The sequence below is a fragment of the Brevundimonas sp. GN22 genome (assembly GCF_054824005.1).
In genome coordinates this window covers 1-17616 of the sequence record NZ_JSYD01000001.1, presented here as the reverse complement: position 1 = coordinate 17616, position 17616 = coordinate 1, and the positions used below count along the sequence as shown (strand labels likewise).

Here is a 17616-nt window from a genome sequence, read left to right as displayed (position 1 = left end):
GCGTTAACGGTAACCAGCACGGCGATCAGGGTCGTGAACACGCCCATGAACACAGCCCCCAGCGCAATCCACACCGCCGGACTGCCCTTATCGCCAGCAGCCGCAAAGGCAGGCGTTGCAAGCGCCGACAGACCAGCGGCCAGCGACCAAATTTTCGATTTCATAATCACTCCTCCAAAGCGCAAAAGGCGCTTCTAAAAAAAGGGCAGAGACTTCGATGTCCCTGCCCCTTCGATAAGATCTTACTTCTTGCCCGCTTCGGCACGGGTGCCGATGGTGCGGTCGAGGAAGTCCAGATAGGTGCGCCATTGGTGCAACTGGCGGTCATTGCCGCGGATGCCATGGCGCTGGCCCGGATAGAGCATGGTCTCGAACGGAATGCTCTTTTCCTGCAATGCGTTCAGCACGCGGGTGGTGTTCTCGAAGATCACGTTGTCGTCCGCCATGCCGTGCATCAGCAGCAGACGGCCCGTCATGTTATCCAGACGGCTAAGAACGTCCGATGCCGCATAGCCTTCGACGTTGCCTTGCGGCGTGGACATGTAGCGCTCGGTATAGGCCGTGTCGTACAGGCTCCATTCCGTCGGCGGCGCACCGGCGAGTGCCGCTGCCAGACCCATCTTCGGCTCGGTCAGCGCCATCAGGCTCATGAAGCCGCCATACGACCAGCCCATGATGGCGATGCGATCGGCATCAACATACGGCAGGCTGCGCAGGTATTCGGCACCGAGAACCTGATCCTCGATCTCGGGCTGGCCCATCTTGAGGTAAAGCGCCTGTTTGAAGGCCGCCGAACGGTCACCCTCGCCACGGTTGTCCAGGCGGAAGACGATATAGCCCGCCTCGGTCAGAAGCTGGTTGGTGGCCGGTTGCCACGAGCGTTTGACGCCACCGGCAGAGGGGCCGCCATAGACCTGCATCACGACCGGATACTTCTTGGTCGGATCAAAGTTCGGCGGGGTCGTCATCTGCCACACCAGCGTCTCGCCGTGGCTCTCCAGCGTGCCAAAGGTCGGCTTTTGCTGGCGCTCGGCAAACGGCCAGAACGGGTGGCCCGGCTGGAGCTTGTTCTCTTCAATCCAGCGAACGCGGTTGCCGTCGATGGTGTAGAGCGCCGATTGCGACGGGGTGTTCAGGTCCGAATAGTTGCCGACATAGGCCGTACCCGTGCCGTTCACCGAGGCCGACCACCAGCCGCCGCGCGGCGTGATCTCGGTCGGCGTGACAGTGCGCTTCAGCGAGGCCTTGAACAGCTGCTGCTCGATCGGCAGTTCCTTGCCGTCACGCATGGAGGCGGTGAAGAAAACCTCGCCCGTGTCCTGATTGACGCCGTTCAGCGATTTTACCGGATACTCGCCGCGCGTGATGGCACGCAGGCGACGGCCGTCCTTGTTGTACAGGTACAGGTGCTGCCAACCGGTCTCTTCGCTGGACCAGATGAAGTTGCCGTCTTTCAGAGCCTTGAAGTTATGGGTGAGCGGCACCCAAGCGTTCGAGGTCTGGGTCGCGATCACGCGGCTTTGGCCGGTGGCCGGATCGACGCTCAGCAGATCCAACGTTTTCTGGTCACGCGACAGGCGCTGGGCATAGGCGACCGAGCCGTCGGCGGCCCAATTCACGCGGCCCAGATAGATGTCTTTGTTGGCACCCAGATCAACCTGAACGCGATTGCCCGAGGCAACGTCGTGGATGAACAGTTCGACCACGGCATTCGGACGCCCCGCGCGCGGGTAGCGCTGCTCGACCACCGAAGCACCACCACCGGCGATGTCGAGACGCGGGATGATGTCCACGCCGCTCTCGTCGGTGCGTTGCAGGGCGATGTATTTTTCGTTGGGGCTCCACCAATAACCGGTGTCCCGATCAAGTTCTTCCTGCGCGATGAACTCTGCAGTTGCCCAGGTGATCAGGTCCTTGCCTTCGGTCGTGATGGCCTGCTCGGCACCCGTTTCGAGGTTCAGCACAACCAGATTTTGGTCACGCACAAAGCTGACATAGGCCCCCTTGGGCGAAACCTTGGCGTCGATTTCGTCTGCTGCCGTTTCGGTCAGACGGCGGACCGAGCCATCGGCACGGTTAGCGAGGAAGATGTCGCCTTCCAGCGGGGCGAGGATGTAGCGACCTTGCTCGTCCCAGCTATACTCGACCACGCCACGCTGCGAGATACGCATACGCTCGCGGCGGGCCTTTTCGGCCTCCGACAGTTCACCGGCATCCGGTACCAGTGCACGGGCGTCGATCAGCTTGAAGGCATCACCGCCCGAAACAGGCGCGGCCCACAGGTCCAGCACGTCCACGTCATCCTCGCGCGAGCGGAGGAAGGCGACCAGTTCGCCATCCGGCGACAGACTGACGCCGCGGGCGACCGGACCGGCCAATGACGGATTGGCGAACACGCGCTCTACCGTCAGGATGTTGGATGCGGGGGCCGTGACGGCAGCAGGCGCTGCGGCGTTTTGAGCCATGACCGGAGTGGCCGCTGCGGCCATCAGAATCGTCGAAGCGAGAAGAAGTGTGCGCATGGCGGCAAAGTAGTGGCGTAATTGCGCCCCGTCATCCGAAAATCACGCAACTGGATGGTACGCCCAGCCTTTCGCAATTCTTCCGAACGCCCTAGTTAGGGACTATGACCGACGCCTCCCCTGCCAAACCCAAACCCTTCCACGAACTGGAAGTGCTGTGGGTTCGCCACTGGACCGACCAGCTGTTCAGCTTTGGTGTAAAACGCCCCGAAGATTTCCGATTCCGTTCGGGTGAATTTGTAATGATCGGCCTGCCGGGTGAAGACGGCGGCAAGCCTGTCCTGCGCGCCTATTCCATCGCCAGCCCATTCTGGGCCGAAGAACTGGAGTTCTTCTCGATCAAGGTGCCGGATGGTCCGCTGACCTCGCGTCTGCAAAAGATCGTCGCGGGCGACACCGTGCTGATGGGCAAAAAGCCGACCGGCACACTGGTTCTAGACGCCCTGACCGGCGGCGAGCGCCTGTGGCTGATCGGTACAGGCACGGGTCTGGCCCCGTGGCTGTCGGTCGCGCGTGAGCCGGAAACCTATTCGCGCTTTAAGGAAGTGATCGTCTGCCACACCGTGCGCAACGTTCAGGACCTCGCCTATCGCGACTTCTTCACCAAGGGCATCCACGATGACCCGCTTATCGGCGACGAGGCCAAGGCCCAGCTGACCTATTATCCGACTGTCACACGCGAAAAGTTCGAGACGCCGGGACGGATCACCGATCGCATCAAGTCGGGTGACCTGTTTGCCGACCTGCAACTGCCCATCGGTTTCTCGCCAAACACCGACCGCGTCATGCTGTGCGGCTCGATGGCCATGATCAAGGAAACGGCAGAGCTGCTGGAATCCTATGGCATGAAGGAAGGCTCCAACGCAGAGCCGGGCGACTATGTTCTGGAGCGTGCCTTTGTCGGCTGATGTGAAATCCCCGCTGTCGGTCGCCGTCGACGAGCGGCCCGCGCCGGAAGCGTGCGAAACCATGGTGGACGTTCGCAAGGGCGTAGATGCCGTGGACCGCGCTCTGGTTACGCTGCTGGCCGAGCGCCAGCGCTACATGGACGCGGCGGCCCGCATCAAGCCGAACCGCCAGGCGGTCTATGACCAGACCCGCATCGAGGATGTGGTGTCAAAGGTGCTGGCTGCTGCCGACCAGGCCGGTCTTTCGGCCGAGATTGCCGAGCCTGTCTGGCGCCTTCTGATCGACCGCTCTATTGCCCACGAATACGGCACTTGGGACAAGACGCGGGCTTGAGCCCCTACCCAACCCCATACGAAAAAGGCGGCCCCTGCGGGCCGCCTTTCTTGTTTAGAAGCTGAGACGATAGCCGACCGTGAATGCGTTGCGGCTTTGGTCCGAACCCTTGGCCCCGTTCCAATCCAGCGAAACGGTACCGGCTTTTCCGATAGGAACCGCCAGACCCAAGCGACCCACCATAGCCTCGTCGCCCATTGGCAGGCCATTGATCGCGAACTCAGCGCTGTCGGCGAAGGCAACGGTCTGGACCGCTTCCAGATCGCCGGAATAGCTCTCCCAGCCCACGCGTGCCGAAACCGTGGCAGAGCGGCCGTTGGCCCGTACCCACGACTTATCCAAGCCCATGCCCAAACCGGCCGTGGTCAGGCTCTGAGCCTTGCTTGCGACGCTCAGAGCAGCAACACCGCCGCGTTCGTCCACGCCGTCCACGTCAAGCGCGTCATGGGCCAGCATGGCGTAAGGGGAAACCGTGGCCCAAGCCATCGGCACCGCCCAAGCCGCTTCGACAAAGACCTGTTCCGAAGTGGCATCGTAGTCGCCCTTCAGGCTTTCGGCAGTCGTCCCGAAAGCGAGGTCGCGGCGCGACGACAGAGCGTGCCAAGACGCAATAGCACCGGCCTGAATGTTCAGATTGCCCCAGTCACCGCGACCATAGAGGCCCAGATGCTGGCTATCGCGATCGATCTGGCCAAGTCTGGCCGACTTCATCTCGCCCTTCTCGAATCCGACCACGACACCCGCACGGATGGCATCGCCAAAGCCCTTGTCGACGCCGGCCATGAAACCGGTCGTGTCAGACTTCAGCGCCGCGTTCTCGCCGCGCGCATCAAGCTCGGAAGCCGATGACAGCACACGGCCCCAACCATAATATCCTTGGCCCGACGCGGCGTTGTTCGCTACCGAGCCGACCAGAGTATGACGAAGGTTGGCCGCATCCATCAGCATGGCCGAGCGAGCCGACACGTGCAGGTCACCAGCCATCTGGGTAAAGGCCAATCGGGCCTCGTCCTCGCTCAGATCCACCACCAGATCCGACAGGTTCTCGCTGGCTGTAATGTCTTCGATGGCGCTGGCCACAGCCAACTGGTTCGGCGTCTGTGCAATGTCGGTAAATCGGATGTCGTTACGATCCAGATTCATGATGACCTGGGTGTCGGTGTAATCCAGCGAAATATCGAGGAAGGCGTACTCGGTCCCAACGACTTCGAAGCGGCCCTCGACGCCGCCCGCCGCATTGATCACCACAAAGCGGGACGAACGGCGGTAGTTCGAACTACGGCCGAGGATATGGTGCAACTCTGCACCTTCCCCGATGGTAGCGCGACCCGACACATTGAAGGTGCCGGAGCGGTTAAGTTCGGGATCGACCTCGACGTTGAGGTACGACCACACACCGATATCCAGTGTGCCGATTGTGGGTGTCGTTGCCTGAGGCCTGACCACGCCTGAAAGGACCGCGCTAAGCACCACCCTTTCCACAGTGCCGGTCCCCCTTAGATTGCCGTTCCCGAGGTTCACGTTGCCGCCTAGATGGCCGTTAACCTCCAGCGTCTCGCTGTTGTAATAGGTGTATCCACCAAAATCGGAGCTATCGCCTGACAGGATGGCGTGGCCGTGCACGACGTTGACGTAGCCGGTGCCAGTGATGCTGCCGTCATACTCGAACGTGCCCGTGTGATTGAAAATTAGGCCCGATTGCAAACCCATATCGATCCGCGGGGCATTGAGCACGCCAGCAGGGGCTTGTTCGCTCCACAGGCCGCTGCCGATCCAGATGCTGGACCTGCCTCCGGCTACCGAGTTCAGGTAGATCGTGCCAGCGACATCCACTCGGCCACCGTTGCTGATGACGAGTTTCGACTCTGTGTAATCGAATGAGTGCAGCGCGACGTCGCCGCCAACGTCGATCAACGATCCCGCGCCGTCCACCGTTACAGTGCCGTAGCCTCCGATGCCGTAGCCGGCGACCAAATCCTGCGCGACATGCAACTGACCACCATTGGTGACCAACACGCTACCACCCAGTGCGTCGTTGCCGAGACCGAGATATTGGAAGTCCCCGCGGCCGTGGTCATCAATCGTCAGTTGACCGGCGTTGATGAACCGAACCTCATTTCCGTGAAGGTGCGAGCCCGCGTTCTCTACGATCACGTCGTCATAGAAATAGCCGTGACCGGCATCGACGACTTGTCCGTTCGACACCCGATCTATGACGGGAACGGCCAATGCAGACCCCGGTAGCAGCAGGCTCGCCACACAAACGCCGGTGGTGGACAACAAGGCGGTGCGCATCTTTTGGCGCAGTGCCAGCGACTGATTCATTCTGAATTCCCCTAAAGTTGGGGCGTCGCTAAGGGCCTAAGCCTTACCATAACCTTTCGGACGGAAAGCCCGCTGAGGGCATCGGGCAAAATACAACCTTGAGGTCGAACTTTTCCTGTGTTTTCAACGAAAAAGGCCGCTCAGGCGAGCGGCCTTTCCGTTTTGTGAACTCTTGGCTCTCAGCCCTTCAGGCTCTTGAGCGCCAGTTCGTGCCGATAGGCCGCCACATCCGCCAGAGCCAGATCGAGGGCATCGCGTACCCGCATCAACACGCCCTCGGCGGATGCCTCGTCGGCGGCTTCAGCTTCGGCGCAGACTTCGGCCAGCCCCTTGGCTCCGATGCCGCCCCCTGCCCCTCTCAGGGTGTGGGCAGCGTCACGCCACCCGTCCTGATCCGTCGTCAGCATGGGCGACCAGATCGAAGCCTGATGCATAAACAGGCCCAGAATCTCGTCGCTGATATCATCAATGCCAGCGGTCGCGGCCTCGAGGACCGAGAAATCCACCACCCCCGTCAGATCCCGGCGCGCCATCAGGCCTGCGTCTCCTCGCCTTTGGCCAGACGCGAGTTACGCGACGACCAGACGAAATAGACGATAAGGCCCAGCACGTTCCACGCGATGAACCACAGCTGGGTCGAAGCCTTCAGGCTGGTCATGAAGAACAGGCAACCAATAATGGTGAAGCCGCCAACCACGGGCCACAGCGGAGCCTTGAACTTGCGTTCGCGATTGGGTTCGCGAACACGCAGCACGATCAGGCTGAGTCCCACTGCGGCAAAGGCCGTCAGCGTGCCGGCGTTCGCCAGCGAGGCCAGTTCATCCAGACGCATAACGCCTGCAAGGAAGGCGACCACGATGGCCGTGAACACCGTAACGATGACCGGCACGCCACGCGGAGAGATCTTGGCGAGGCTGTGCGGCAGCAGGCCGTCACGGGCCATGCCAAGGAAGATGCGCGACTGACCGAACAGGAAGGCCAGCAGAACGGTCGGCAGGGCCACCACGGCTGCGGCTGCGATCCACTTGGCTGCCGCACCTTGCCCCAGATCGCGCAGGATCAGGGCTAGCGGTTCGGGGCTTTCGGCAAAGCGCGCAACCGGTGCAGCGCCAATCGCCGACGCGGCCACCAGAATGTACAGGATGGTGCAGATCACCATCGAACCGACGATGCCGATGGCCAGATCGCGTTCCGGCTTCTTGGTGTCCTCGGCCGCCGTGGCGATGGCGTCAAAGCCATAGAAGGCGAAGAAGATGATCGAGGCCGCAGCCATCACGCCGGTCTGCACGAACGGCGCACCAAACCCGTTAGGCATGAAGGGAGTGAAGTTGGCGGAATCGAAGTGCGGCAGCGACAGCGCGACAAACGCCACCAGCGCGGCAATCTTCACCGCCACCAGCACGGCATTCAGCGTCGCGCTCTCTTTGGTGCCCAGCAGCAGCAAACCGGCGACTACGGCAATGATACCAACCGCTGGAAGATTGATCAGGCCGCCCTCGACGTGCGGTCCGACCAAGAGCGCGGTCGGCACGCCCCATTCCTGCAGAAACGGCGCAGCATAGCCTGCCCAGCCGACGGCCACTGCCGACACCACCAGCGAATATTCGAGAATGAGCGACCAGCCGACGATCCACGCCAGCAGCTCGCCCAATGCGACATAGGAATAGCTGTAGGCGCTACCCGACGCCGGCATGATGGTCGAAAGCTCGGCGTAAGACAGCGCGGCACAGGCGCAAACCGCACCGGCCAGCGCAAAGCTGATAAGAACGGCCGGACCGGCAAGACCGGCACCCACGCCAATCAGGGTCAAAATACCGGTGCCCACAATAGCGCCGACACCCAGCGCCATCAGATGCGGCCACCCCAGCGTTTTTTTCAACGTAGGCCCGTCATGCGGTGCTAGCATCGCTTCGATTGAACGGCGACGGCTCCAAAACGCCATTGGGTTCTCCCCGATTTTTGTAATTTATCCGATAAACCTTCGGTATCACTTTATTTGCGTTGAGAAAAATGAGGTTTGAATAAATTTATCGCTTGCGTCCAAATCGGGTCGTGCGTATTAAGCCGCCCTCGCCGCAGCGCAACGCACCGCAGCGAGACGCCGGAGCCCAACCAAAGGCTCATACGACGGTACGGGTGATTAGCTCAGTTGGTAGAGCAGCTGACTCTTAATCAGCGGGTCCACGGTTCGAGCCCGTGATCACCCACCATCGTTCCTCTTGCTGGCAAGCAAGATTTCCAGACCATCGAACGCGCGCCTTGGCAGACTGCCCAAGCGCGTTTTCGCGTGCGTGCGCCCTCATTGGGTCGCCGCGAACAACCGCCCTGTTCATGGGCTAGCCGATCAGTTGTCGATGACGGCCGTCATGATGTCGGCCTGGTTCGCAGCGTTGTGGCGAGCGCGCAGTTGAATGGCGGCCTGCATCGCTTCAAGCAGTCGATCCAGCACGATGGGTTTGCTGACGTGGCAGTCCGCACCCGCTTCCATACCGCTCTTCAGGTCTTCCGCACTGTCAGAGGCAGAGAAGATGACGATGGCGGCCTGACGCTGGCCCGAAGACCGGTCGCCAGCGCGAATACGACGGATAGCCTCAAGACCATCCATAACCGGCATCTGCACATCCATCAGGATGACGTCGAAATCGACGGCCGCGGCCAGATCGACAGCTTCCTGACCGTTGACGGCGTAGTGCAGCACATAGTCATCGCCGCCCAACAACATACCCAGAATGGTACGGTTGGTCGGATTGTCATCGGTAATCAGAACGCGCAGGACATCGGGCTTGGTGACAGGCTGGAGCGCCACGTCCTCGACCGAAGGCCGCTCAGCCTCCGGCAACGGAAGTTCGAACCAGAACTGCGATCCCGCCCCCGGCTTGCTTGAAGCGTTAAGGCGTCCGCCCATCATCTCGACAAGCTTGCTGCTGATCGAAAGTCCCAGGCCAGTGCCACCGAACTTGCGGCTGATGGAAGTGTCCGCCTGACGATAGGGCTGGAACACGCGTCCATCAGAGGCACCTTCAAAGCCGATACCCGTATCGGTCACCACAAACAGGCAGCGCTCGTGAGGCAGACGCACGGTGCTCACCAAGATACGGCCCTGAGGCGTAAACTTCAGGGCGTTGCTGATCAGATTGTTCAGCACCTCGGAGACGCGAACGCTGTCCCCGCGGACCCAATAGCTGTCACCCGCATCCATTTGCAGTGCCAGCTTCAAACCCTTGGCTTCGGCCTTGGAGCGCCATAGCGCCTCAACGTCTTTGACCACGCGGACAAGGTCGAACACTTCGGTCTCGATCGTCAGTTGCCCCGCGTCCATCTTGGCGTTGTCCAGTACGTCGGACAGCAGACGGTTCAGCGTTTCGCTGGAGGTGGCAATCAGGCGAACCTTCTCGGCCACATCAGGGGGCAGTTGCTCTTTACGCAAGGCATCGGCCATCGCCACCACGCCGTTAAGCGGCGTGCGGATTTCATGGCTCACGTCAGCGAAGAACTGGGTGCGCCGTGCGTGCAGTTCCTTCTCGCGGTCATTGGCCAGCTTCAGCTCGCGCGAAAGACGCCGCTGACGGAACAGCAGCACCAACAAGCCGACCCCCAAAACGGCGACGGCAGCAAACATCCAGATCAGGCGCGAAATCGTCTCTTCAAGCACGATACTCTGGCTGCGTTCGTGCTCGAGCTGAGTGCTCAGGTCACCCACGATAGAGCTCATGACTTCGCTGGATGCCTGCGCTGCGCGGCGGAACTCGCTGACGTGATAGTCACGCAAGGCGGGTACGCCGCGCGCATAATCACCCGAGGCAATCATATACTCGGCCTCGGCGCGCTGGATGATGGGGGACATCTTGACCTGCCCCGTATCCAGCCCCGCACGAAGGGCATTGATGTCACGCCGTGCCAGAGCCACCTGCCCTGTCCGTGAATAGGCGATGACGCGACGGACCCGCATAAGGTTCTGCAGCTGGCGCGGAACAGCCAGGTCAGGTCCGAAAGGCTCATAGCATTTCAGAACTCCGGCCCAGTCATCGCGCGCAGACGCGATATAGCTGCACAGCAGGCCGGACATGCTCTGCGGCATCAGCGAGCCGTCTTTGCGGGCCAGTTCATCGTAAACGCCATAAACCTGCAGCGCCGCGTCATGCCGCCCCACATAACCCAGCGCCATGGACAGGTTGAACATCGGCTCATAGTCCGGCCACGGATACCCCGTGTCCGCCATCAGGCGTTCGGATGTCTGAATGGTCTTGAGGAAGCCCGCCACATCGTCAAGCTGACTGTGGGCCAAGGCGGCCTGTCGCCAAAGCATGGCGGCAATACCCGCTTCGCCCGCCTTGGCTGTCGGAACTTCGCGCAACGCCTCGTGGAGATAGACAATCGCTGCGGCGGCCTGCCCCTCGTCAATCATGGCGTGGGTTTTCAAACCCTTGGCCAGAGCGCGTGGCAACCAGGACTTCTGCCGTGCGACCAGAGCGTCCAGTTGCTCCAGACTGACATCGCGGTCGCGGATCAGGCGAATGGCGTAATCATTGATCTCGATAGCCGCCAGATAGTCTGCATCACCGGCGCGGGTGGCGAGATCCTTAAGGCGGGCGTTCCAGATTACCGCATGCTCGACCTCGCGTTGGCCCAGCGTAACTGCAATCACGTGTTGAAGGCGACCGAGGTTTTCGCGGGTCGGCTCGCGCGAGGCGGCCAGACCAAAACGCTCCAACTCAGCGACGCTGGTGCTCTGCATCCGGCGTTGAACGGCCAAGCTATAATCGTGGACGGCTTTGTCCGTACCCCGAACTACGGCTGTTTGTGCAGACGGCATTCGATCACCGCTGGGAGCCGCAAAACTTTGGGGTGCCGATACCAACAGGGCAACCGCAATGGCGGCTGCGCGGGTCAGACAATCTGCGCGGGACATCACTACCTAATACTCAACTGTCCGCTAAGTGTGCGATCAGAGAGCGCAGGTCAACGTTTCGTAAAGATTTTCCGCGCGCGACCAAGCCTTCCTGCGGCTTCCAACAAGACATCGTCAGGCTTGGCAAAGCAGAGCCGTATAATCGAGCCCTGCCCGCCTCCTTGGATGAAGGCGGATACGGGAATGGCGGCCACACCATGTTCACGCACGCATAGTTCGCAGAACGCAGCGTCACCCAGACCAATCCCCGACGCCGCCAGATCGACATTGAGGAAATAGGTGCCGTCACTGTCCAAACAGCGGAAGCCCTCGGCTTCCAGACTGTGCCGCAGGAGGGCGTACCGGTTGCCCATGTCACGGCCCATGGCTTCGAACCATGAGGCGTCCCAGCCCAAACCTTCGCAGACCGCCGTCTGCAATAAGGGCGGCGTGGCGAATGTGAGGAACTGATGGGCCCGTGCGACCGGATCGATCAAATCCTGAGGGGCACAGACAAAGCCGACCTTCCAGCCGGTCAGCCCGAACATCTTGCCGGCAGAACCGATCTTGATGGTGCGCTCTGACATCCCATCCACCAGAGCTAACGGAAGATGCCGTCGATCCCCCAGACGCACGTGCTCCCAAACCTCGTCGCTGATCACCAACAAATCGTTGGCAATGCAGACGCGAGCCAGCGTCGCCAGCTCTTCGGCGGTGAACATTTTCGCTGCGGGGTTCATCGGATTGTTGAACAGGACCGCGCGTGTCCGGGGCCCGATTGCCGCGATCAGAGCCTCTTGGTGCAAGTCCCAATGTGGGGGCTTGAGGACCACCGATTTCACCACGCCCCCTGCCCGCTCAATCAAGGGGCGATAGGCGTCATAGGCTGGCTCGAATATCAGGACTTCGTCGCCGGGGTTAACCCAAGCCGCAACCGAGGCGGCAATAGCCTCGGTGGCACCGGAGGTGATGATAACCTCCTGCGCGGTCAGGGCTGTCGACTGCATGCGGTTATAGTGGTCGGCCACCGCCTGTCGCAGTTCGGGCAGACCGCGCGACGGCGCATACTGGTTCCAACCATGGATGGCGGCCTCGGCGGCCCGCTCCCTCAGTGCCAGCGGCCCTGGGTCTTCCGGGAAGCCCTGTCCCAGATTGATCGCCCCGTATTCGCGCGCCAGTCCCGACATCTTTTCGAAGATGGTCACGGGCGCATCGGCAAATACAGGCGATGGCTTCATTACAGTTTTGCCGTGAATGCGCCGCGGCGAAGCCAGTCGCTAAACAATCGGAACAGCAGCCCGCCGGGCCGTGAATGGATCACGCGGCGAGCATGGCGACCTTTACCCTTATAGACTTGGAACGGCATGGGACTTTCTCAAAGGGGGATCGAATCAACGCCCTATAATGAGGGCTGTCCCTGATCGACGAAAGCCGCACAGACGGAATATCTAACAAAGGTGTATCAAAACGATCCAGCGTACCGTGCTTCGTTAAGTCCTTGTTGACCCTGAGCTTTAAAGCCTCGCTAAGCGTGTCTGATCGCGTAGAGTTAACAGCTGTCGTCCTATGGTCGCTGTGAAGATTGCAGTGACGAGGGACGTCATTATGAGTTCTGTTCTGAATAAACGCGCCGCACTGGCCAGCTTTGCCGCTCTGTTGGGCGCTATTGCCGTGCCCGGCTTGGCAGAAGCCAAGAACACCGCATCGCAGACTTTCCGTATCACCGCACGCGTGCCAGTGGCATGCTGGGTGCGCCCGGACCGCACGGTTCAGGCGGGCGAAGGTATGACCGGAAACGTCGTCGAGGCGTGCAACAATCCGGGCGGTTATACCGTAACCGCCCAGTACCGCCCGCTGATGGAAGGCGAGTCGGCCCGTATGATTTACGGCGACCGCTCCTTGGAACTGTCGCCTACGGGCGGTCAGGAACTGCGTCGCTCGAACATGGCCACGATCCGCAGTGTCGCCTATCGCTTCGACAACGTGAGCGTTGAAACGCCGCTGACGCTGAGCCTGACGATCCAGCCTCTGTAATCCGCTCGCAATCGCATACGAAAAAGCTCCGCAGTAGCCTGCGGGGCTTTCTTGTGTCTGAGGTTACGCTCAGATGGCAGAGACCGTAAAGCTGATGATGTCGGAATAGCGCCCTGCCCGACGGCCCGACGTATCGCCGATGTTGAAGACCAGCGGATAGTCATCGGCGTGGACTTTCATCTGCGGCACTACGATCTGGTGATCGCGCGTCAGATCAATCACTTGCGAGCCCATGCGCATACCGTAGTTGATCTTCCAGCCCGGCAGGTCGTGGCGCAGTTCACCGCCATTTCGCGACGAAACCGTCATACGGTACGGCCCCGAAGAGCGCACATACACCTGAACGCCCGGATCGCGCAAACTTTGGGTCAGTTCACCAAGATCGATCGTCGGGACCGAGTTTTCACGGGTGAAACGGCCCGTCAGGCCGATAAGGATCGACGAACGCACATCGAGGATCAGCGTGACAGGCTTGGTCGCCATGACCTCGCGACCGTTGGCGCTGACGTACTCGATCATCACCTGCTGGGTATAGCGACCAGCTGCGACCGTCGTGCCGGGGTCGATCGAGAAGCGAACCGGTGCCGGGCGCGCACCATTCTTGGGTACAGCAATCGCGGCACCGTGCAGCGGATCAGCCGGATTTGGCGTGATATCGTTGCCATTGCCCACGTCCGTCAGCTGATACCGAACACGGCCCGTGCCTGCGACCGGGAGCAGGTAAGGATCGGAGGCCAGCGAGGTGGCACGAAGACGCCCCGAACAACCGGAAGCACCACTGTTGGTGATCTGCAGATCGAACTGCTGCGACGTGTTCACGCCCGTGTTCGGATCAAAGCGGATGATCCATTCGTCCAGCCCGAGGATGTCGGCCTCGCAGCCGCCGCCTGTTTTCTGGGCCTGTGCCTGACCGGCAGCCGCCACCAGACCAAGGGCCATAGCAATCGACACGATCAGTTTGCGATAAGATCTCTTGAACATGATCAGGGTCTTTCCGGTTATTGTTCTGGCACAAAGAACGGCAGGGAAACGGTCTTCAGGTCGAACAGGCCTTCATTGTCCGTGGGAACAGTGAACTCGAAGCTCTGCGGCGGACTGCTGAACAGGTCCACGCGATAGGTTTTACCCGGCTTGAGTTTCTGAACTGCAAAGCGGCCCACCGAGTTGGTGAAGAAGACTTCCGGCTCGGTGCCTGGATCATCGACGGCGTTCACTCGACCCGACATCAGCGCCGCCGGCACATCACCACGGCCGACCAGTCGCCCCATCGCCGATACGAAGGCATCGCTGCCCGCGGTAATGACATAGCCGCTTCGATATGTCGGACGAACGCGCTTGATGCCATCGCCGATGTCGTAGCCCTGCGGGACATCCAGCACATCGTAAACAACCGACTGGTTCACATAGGCCGACAGGCTGTTGGCGACCGCCGGACCCAGCAGGCCACTGCGCGATTGATAGCGTCCGCCCTCGAAGCTTTCGCCGACAATCGCCTTGCGGTCGCCGAGCGTCTCGTGGGTACGCACCATCGCGAAGCTGTCGTAGATGTTGCGGCCCACGGCGAATTGGCCACCAGCATAGGCCAGCGACGATCCCAAGCGGACTGACGTGACCTGCTGATCGGTGATATTGCTGAAGTCGCGACCAAAAGCGGTATGGATGACCGCCGCATCGAAGCGGTTGCCGATATAGTCGACCTGACCGGACAAGGTGCCCGGTCCGTCATCATAGCTCGAAGCGATCGAATAACCCCACGCACCGACACGGTTCTCTGTCGACTTGTTATAGCGCACGCTGCCCGAGTTATTGACGGAGCTATAGCGCGCCTCTGCGCGACGGTCGTAGCTCGGCGTCCATACGAGGGCGAAGGTGAAGCCTACGCCATCGCGATTGAAGGCCGTGGCATTGCCGAACTTGGTATAGTCGACCCCCACCTGCACGCCGACGCTGGGGCGGATATTGTAGGTCGTGTAGGCGCTGAGCGAATAGGAATCGCCATAGTCGGCCAAACGGCTCATGCGGTACGAACCCGCGATTGCCGCCGTCCAGGCGAAGTTGATACGGCGGGTAAATCCGCCCTGTATCACCCACTCGGTCGGGTTGACGCCGGTGACATTGCCGAGGCTGGCGTGGTCTTCGGACGTATAATCAACCGATACGGTCCACGAGTCATAGGTGTCGCCGCGATCGACGAAATGCTCGTAGCTGGACATGGCGGCAAAGCCCTGCCCTGCGTCGCCCGTGCTGACAGAGCCATCAAAGCGCAGACGCGCGCCGTTATTGAGGATGAACTGGGTCTGGCCCGATAGCGATTGCACCGCCTCGCTGGCCTGCAGGCCAAGGCCGAGTGCGGGACGATCCTCGAATGCCTTGCGCCAATAGCCCGTGAAAGCCAGGTCGCCGTCCGAATAATCGGGCGAGCCGAAGAAGCCGCTGTTGGTGACACCGAAGAAGGCACCGTATTCGTAGTCGCCCGGATCCAGCTCAATGGCGTCCAGATAGGCGCTATAGCCTGTGCGCTCGACGCGACCGCTGCCGTTGGTGATCTCCAGTTCGATGTCGTTCGAGCCGGTTTCGAGCGGCAGGTTCGACAGATCGTATTGGCCCGCGTCCAGCTTGAACTCGCGCACGAACACGCCATTGCGCATTACGCGGACGGTCGAGCTTTCCTGCAGAACGATCTGGCGCCCACCGGACAGCACGCTGTTGCGGAAACTTTCAAAACGCTGGCGCTGACGGGCAACGCCGACACCACCCAGTTGCATATAGCCCTGACGGCCACGGATCTCGGGATCGATATCACCGACCCACCAGCGCCGGAACTGCTCTGGCTGGTCATAGACACCGCGCACATAGCGGCGCGTGACTTCATAATCACCGCCGCCAAAGCCGGACTGTCCTTGGAAGTCAGCTTCCAGAACAAAGCGGTCAAATCGGACAGCACCATTCAGCGACACGTTCGGATCGTTGATCCGGCTGCTGCTGTGGAATTTGGCAACCGTGATGTTGGTGTTCAAATAGGCCGAGAAACGCTCCGGCGCGCTGCCGGGCTCTTCGGGCGAGCCGTTTTCAAACAGAGACTCGACCGAGCGTTTGGACGGATCAATTCGAAGGACCAGAACGGCCAACTGACCGGGGTCGTAGTCCAGACGAATGCCGCTATTCTCGATTTGGTTGGCTTCGAAGCTGTCCAACCCCGCGAGAACCGCAGCCAGCTCCTTTTGAGCTTCCTCGGTGAGTAGCGGATCGATGAGCCGCTTGAAGCCCTCGGAATAGACAATGAAACGGTCGTCGCGCGTCAGCAGGACATCCAGTTCACCGAGCACACGACGGTTGAAGTTCAACGGCACAGTCATGCCGATGTCGCGGTCGTAGGGATTAATGTCCGGACGCTGCGCCTGCGCGGGCGGGGGCACGGTCGCAGCTTCTGCAGCCACTGCGGGCACTTCCGAAGCGGGGTCGGCCTGCTGATAGGCGACTTCGGCCTTGGCCGCGCTTGCGACCAGTGTCAGCAAGGAACAGGATGTGAGGAGCCAGAACCGCGACATGACCGTCCTCAGCGCGTGAAGCGAACGTTGACGGGCTTGCTACCGTCCAGTTCGACCGGGGTCGGCAGGGTGAAGGTGCGGCGACCGTTCAACGGCGGCAGATAGCCCACGCCGACAGATGCCGAGATTTCGTCACCGGTGAACTGATGGGCAAAGACCTGACCCGAGATATCGGTGCCTTCGATGACCCAGTTCGCGCCGCTCATAAGCGCATAGCGGCGGCCCTGGTTGGAAACCGTAACGCGGATGCCGTGGGTGGGGCTGACAGCGCCCTCTTCGGCTCGGCTGTTGATGGCGGCGATCTCTTCGTCGCTCAGCTTAACGGGCTTGGCTTCGACAAGGCGGACGTCCGGCTGCGCACCGTTCGGGGCAACCACGATCAGAGCCTTCATCGTGTACAGCACCTGTACCGATGCCGATCCACCCGTGTCATTGGGCTCCGGCGTCGTAGCCACCGGCAGTTGCTTCACCCAGAGATAATAGGCTTGGGATGCCGGCAGGTCAGGGCTGCCGATCCATTGCACGCGGACAACCTGACGGCCACCAACGGCCACAATGCCCTGCGGCGGGAATACGAGGAAATCTTCGTCGGCAGGCGTCTCGACCACGTTGCCGTCTGCGTCCAGCTCCATGCGGGTCAGCAGAGTTTCAAACGGCAGTGGCGCATTGCCGATGTTGCCCACTTCGATACGGGCGGTCGAGCCAGCGCCGGATGTCGACAGTTCGGCCACCATCGGAGACACGCGCATTGCCCACGCCACAGCGCCGATGCTGGCCATGCCGATGCCCAAGGCCAGACTGCCGGCCAGAAGGCGTTTCATCAGAGGCTTACGCGAAGAACGTGAGAGCATGGGTTGGTCTTTCCGTGTGGGGTATGACGCCGGGCGACTGTACAAAGACGGGACAGGACACGCCCCGCGACACTACTCACAGCAATGCTTGCGCCACTCGGGACCGGGCACTGCACAGGGAAAGCGAACGCCCGGTCCATTGGACCGGGCGCCACTTAGTCTTCAGGAACTGAAGCCTTAGAGAGCCGAGATCTCGATGGCGACCG

The 17616-nt window shown here is 61.0% G+C and carries 12 protein-coding genes and 1 tRNA gene; 4 read left to right on the top strand and 9 right to left on the bottom strand.

From position 1 onward, the window contains the following. Positions 1-242: 242 nt before the first annotated feature. Complete coding sequence (locus OB03_RS00065; protein ID WP_461342807.1) at positions 243-2522, bottom strand: S9 family peptidase; 2280 nt, start codon at positions 2520-2522, stop codon at positions 243-245. A 104-nt stretch (positions 2523-2626) separates the two neighbouring features. On the opposite strand from OB03_RS00065, the gene OB03_RS00060 reads away from it, so the two are divergent. Together OB03_RS00060 and OB03_RS00055 are read left to right on the top strand one after the other, a co-directional pair. Further along, positions 2627-3430 (top strand): ferredoxin--NADP reductase, encoded by an 804-nt coding sequence (locus OB03_RS00060; RefSeq protein ID WP_242913993.1) that lies wholly within the window; start codon positions 2627-2629, stop codon positions 3428-3430. Further along, positions 3402-3764: a chorismate mutase gene (locus OB03_RS00055; RefSeq protein ID WP_242913992.1), complete on the top strand. Its 363-nt coding sequence runs from the start codon at positions 3402-3404 to the stop codon at positions 3762-3764. The genes OB03_RS00060 and OB03_RS00055 overlap by 29 nt, the downstream gene beginning before the upstream one ends. Before the next feature lie 54 nt (positions 3765-3818). Here OB03_RS00055 and OB03_RS00050 read toward each other — a convergent pair whose 3' ends face one another. The 3 genes from OB03_RS00050 to OB03_RS00040 form a co-directional block, all read right to left on the bottom strand. Next, on the bottom strand, positions 3819-6089 hold the full coding sequence (locus OB03_RS00050; protein ID WP_461342806.1) for an autotransporter outer membrane beta-barrel domain-containing protein: 2271 nt from the start codon (positions 6087-6089) through the stop codon (positions 3819-3821). A gap of 179 nt (positions 6090-6268) precedes the next feature. Then, complete coding sequence (locus OB03_RS00045) at positions 6269-6622, bottom strand: Hpt domain-containing protein (RefSeq protein ID WP_461342805.1); 354 nt, start codon at positions 6620-6622, stop codon at positions 6269-6271. After that, on the bottom strand, positions 6622-8031 hold the full coding sequence (locus tag OB03_RS00040; RefSeq protein ID WP_242913989.1) for an amino acid permease: 1410 nt from the start codon (positions 8029-8031) through the stop codon (positions 6622-6624). The genes OB03_RS00045 and OB03_RS00040 overlap by 1 nt, the downstream gene beginning before the upstream one ends. 192 nt (positions 8032-8223) lie before the next feature. Here OB03_RS00040 and OB03_RS00035 point away from each other — a divergent pair. Beyond that, a tRNA-Lys gene (locus OB03_RS00035) sits at positions 8224-8299 on the top strand. Positions 8300-8433: 134 nt separating this feature from the next. On the opposite strand, the gene OB03_RS00030 is transcribed toward OB03_RS00035, so the two are convergent. Both OB03_RS00030 and OB03_RS00025 read right to left on the bottom strand, forming a co-directional pair. Next, positions 8434-10998 carry an ATP-binding protein gene (locus OB03_RS00030; protein ID WP_461342804.1) on the bottom strand — a complete coding sequence of 855 codons (2565 nt, stop codon included), beginning with the start codon at positions 10996-10998 and terminating at the stop codon, positions 8434-8436. Between the two features lie 50 nt (positions 10999-11048). Beyond that, positions 11049-12215, bottom strand: coding sequence for an aminotransferase (locus OB03_RS00025; RefSeq protein ID WP_242913987.1), 1167 nt, complete (start codon positions 12213-12215; stop codon positions 11049-11051). 367 nt (positions 12216-12582) lie between these two features. Between OB03_RS00025 and OB03_RS00020 the strand changes: the two genes are divergently transcribed. Beyond that, the gene (locus OB03_RS00020) at positions 12583-13011 is read left to right on the top strand and encodes a hypothetical protein (protein WP_242913986.1); all 429 of its coding nucleotides are present in this window, start codon (positions 12583-12585) and stop codon (positions 13009-13011) included. A 69-nt stretch (positions 13012-13080) separates the two neighbouring features. Here OB03_RS00020 and OB03_RS00015 read toward each other — a convergent pair whose 3' ends face one another. The 3 genes from OB03_RS00015 to OB03_RS00005 are packed head-to-tail and all read right to left on the bottom strand — an operon-like array spanning position 13081 to position 17410. After that, positions 13081-13992 carry a hypothetical protein gene (locus tag OB03_RS00015; protein ID WP_461342803.1) on the bottom strand — a complete coding sequence of 304 codons (912 nt, stop codon included), beginning with the start codon at positions 13990-13992 and terminating at the stop codon, positions 13081-13083. A 17-nt stretch (positions 13993-14009) separates the two neighbouring features. Next, entirely contained in the window at positions 14010-16526 is a 2517-nt protein-coding gene (locus OB03_RS00010; RefSeq protein ID WP_461342802.1) for a fimbria/pilus outer membrane usher protein, read from the bottom strand. 41 nt (positions 16527-16567) lie between these two features. Beyond that, entirely contained in the window at positions 16568-17410 is an 843-nt protein-coding gene (locus tag OB03_RS00005) for a fimbrial biogenesis chaperone (RefSeq protein WP_461342801.1), read from the bottom strand. Between the last annotated feature and the right edge of the window lie 206 nt (positions 17411-17616).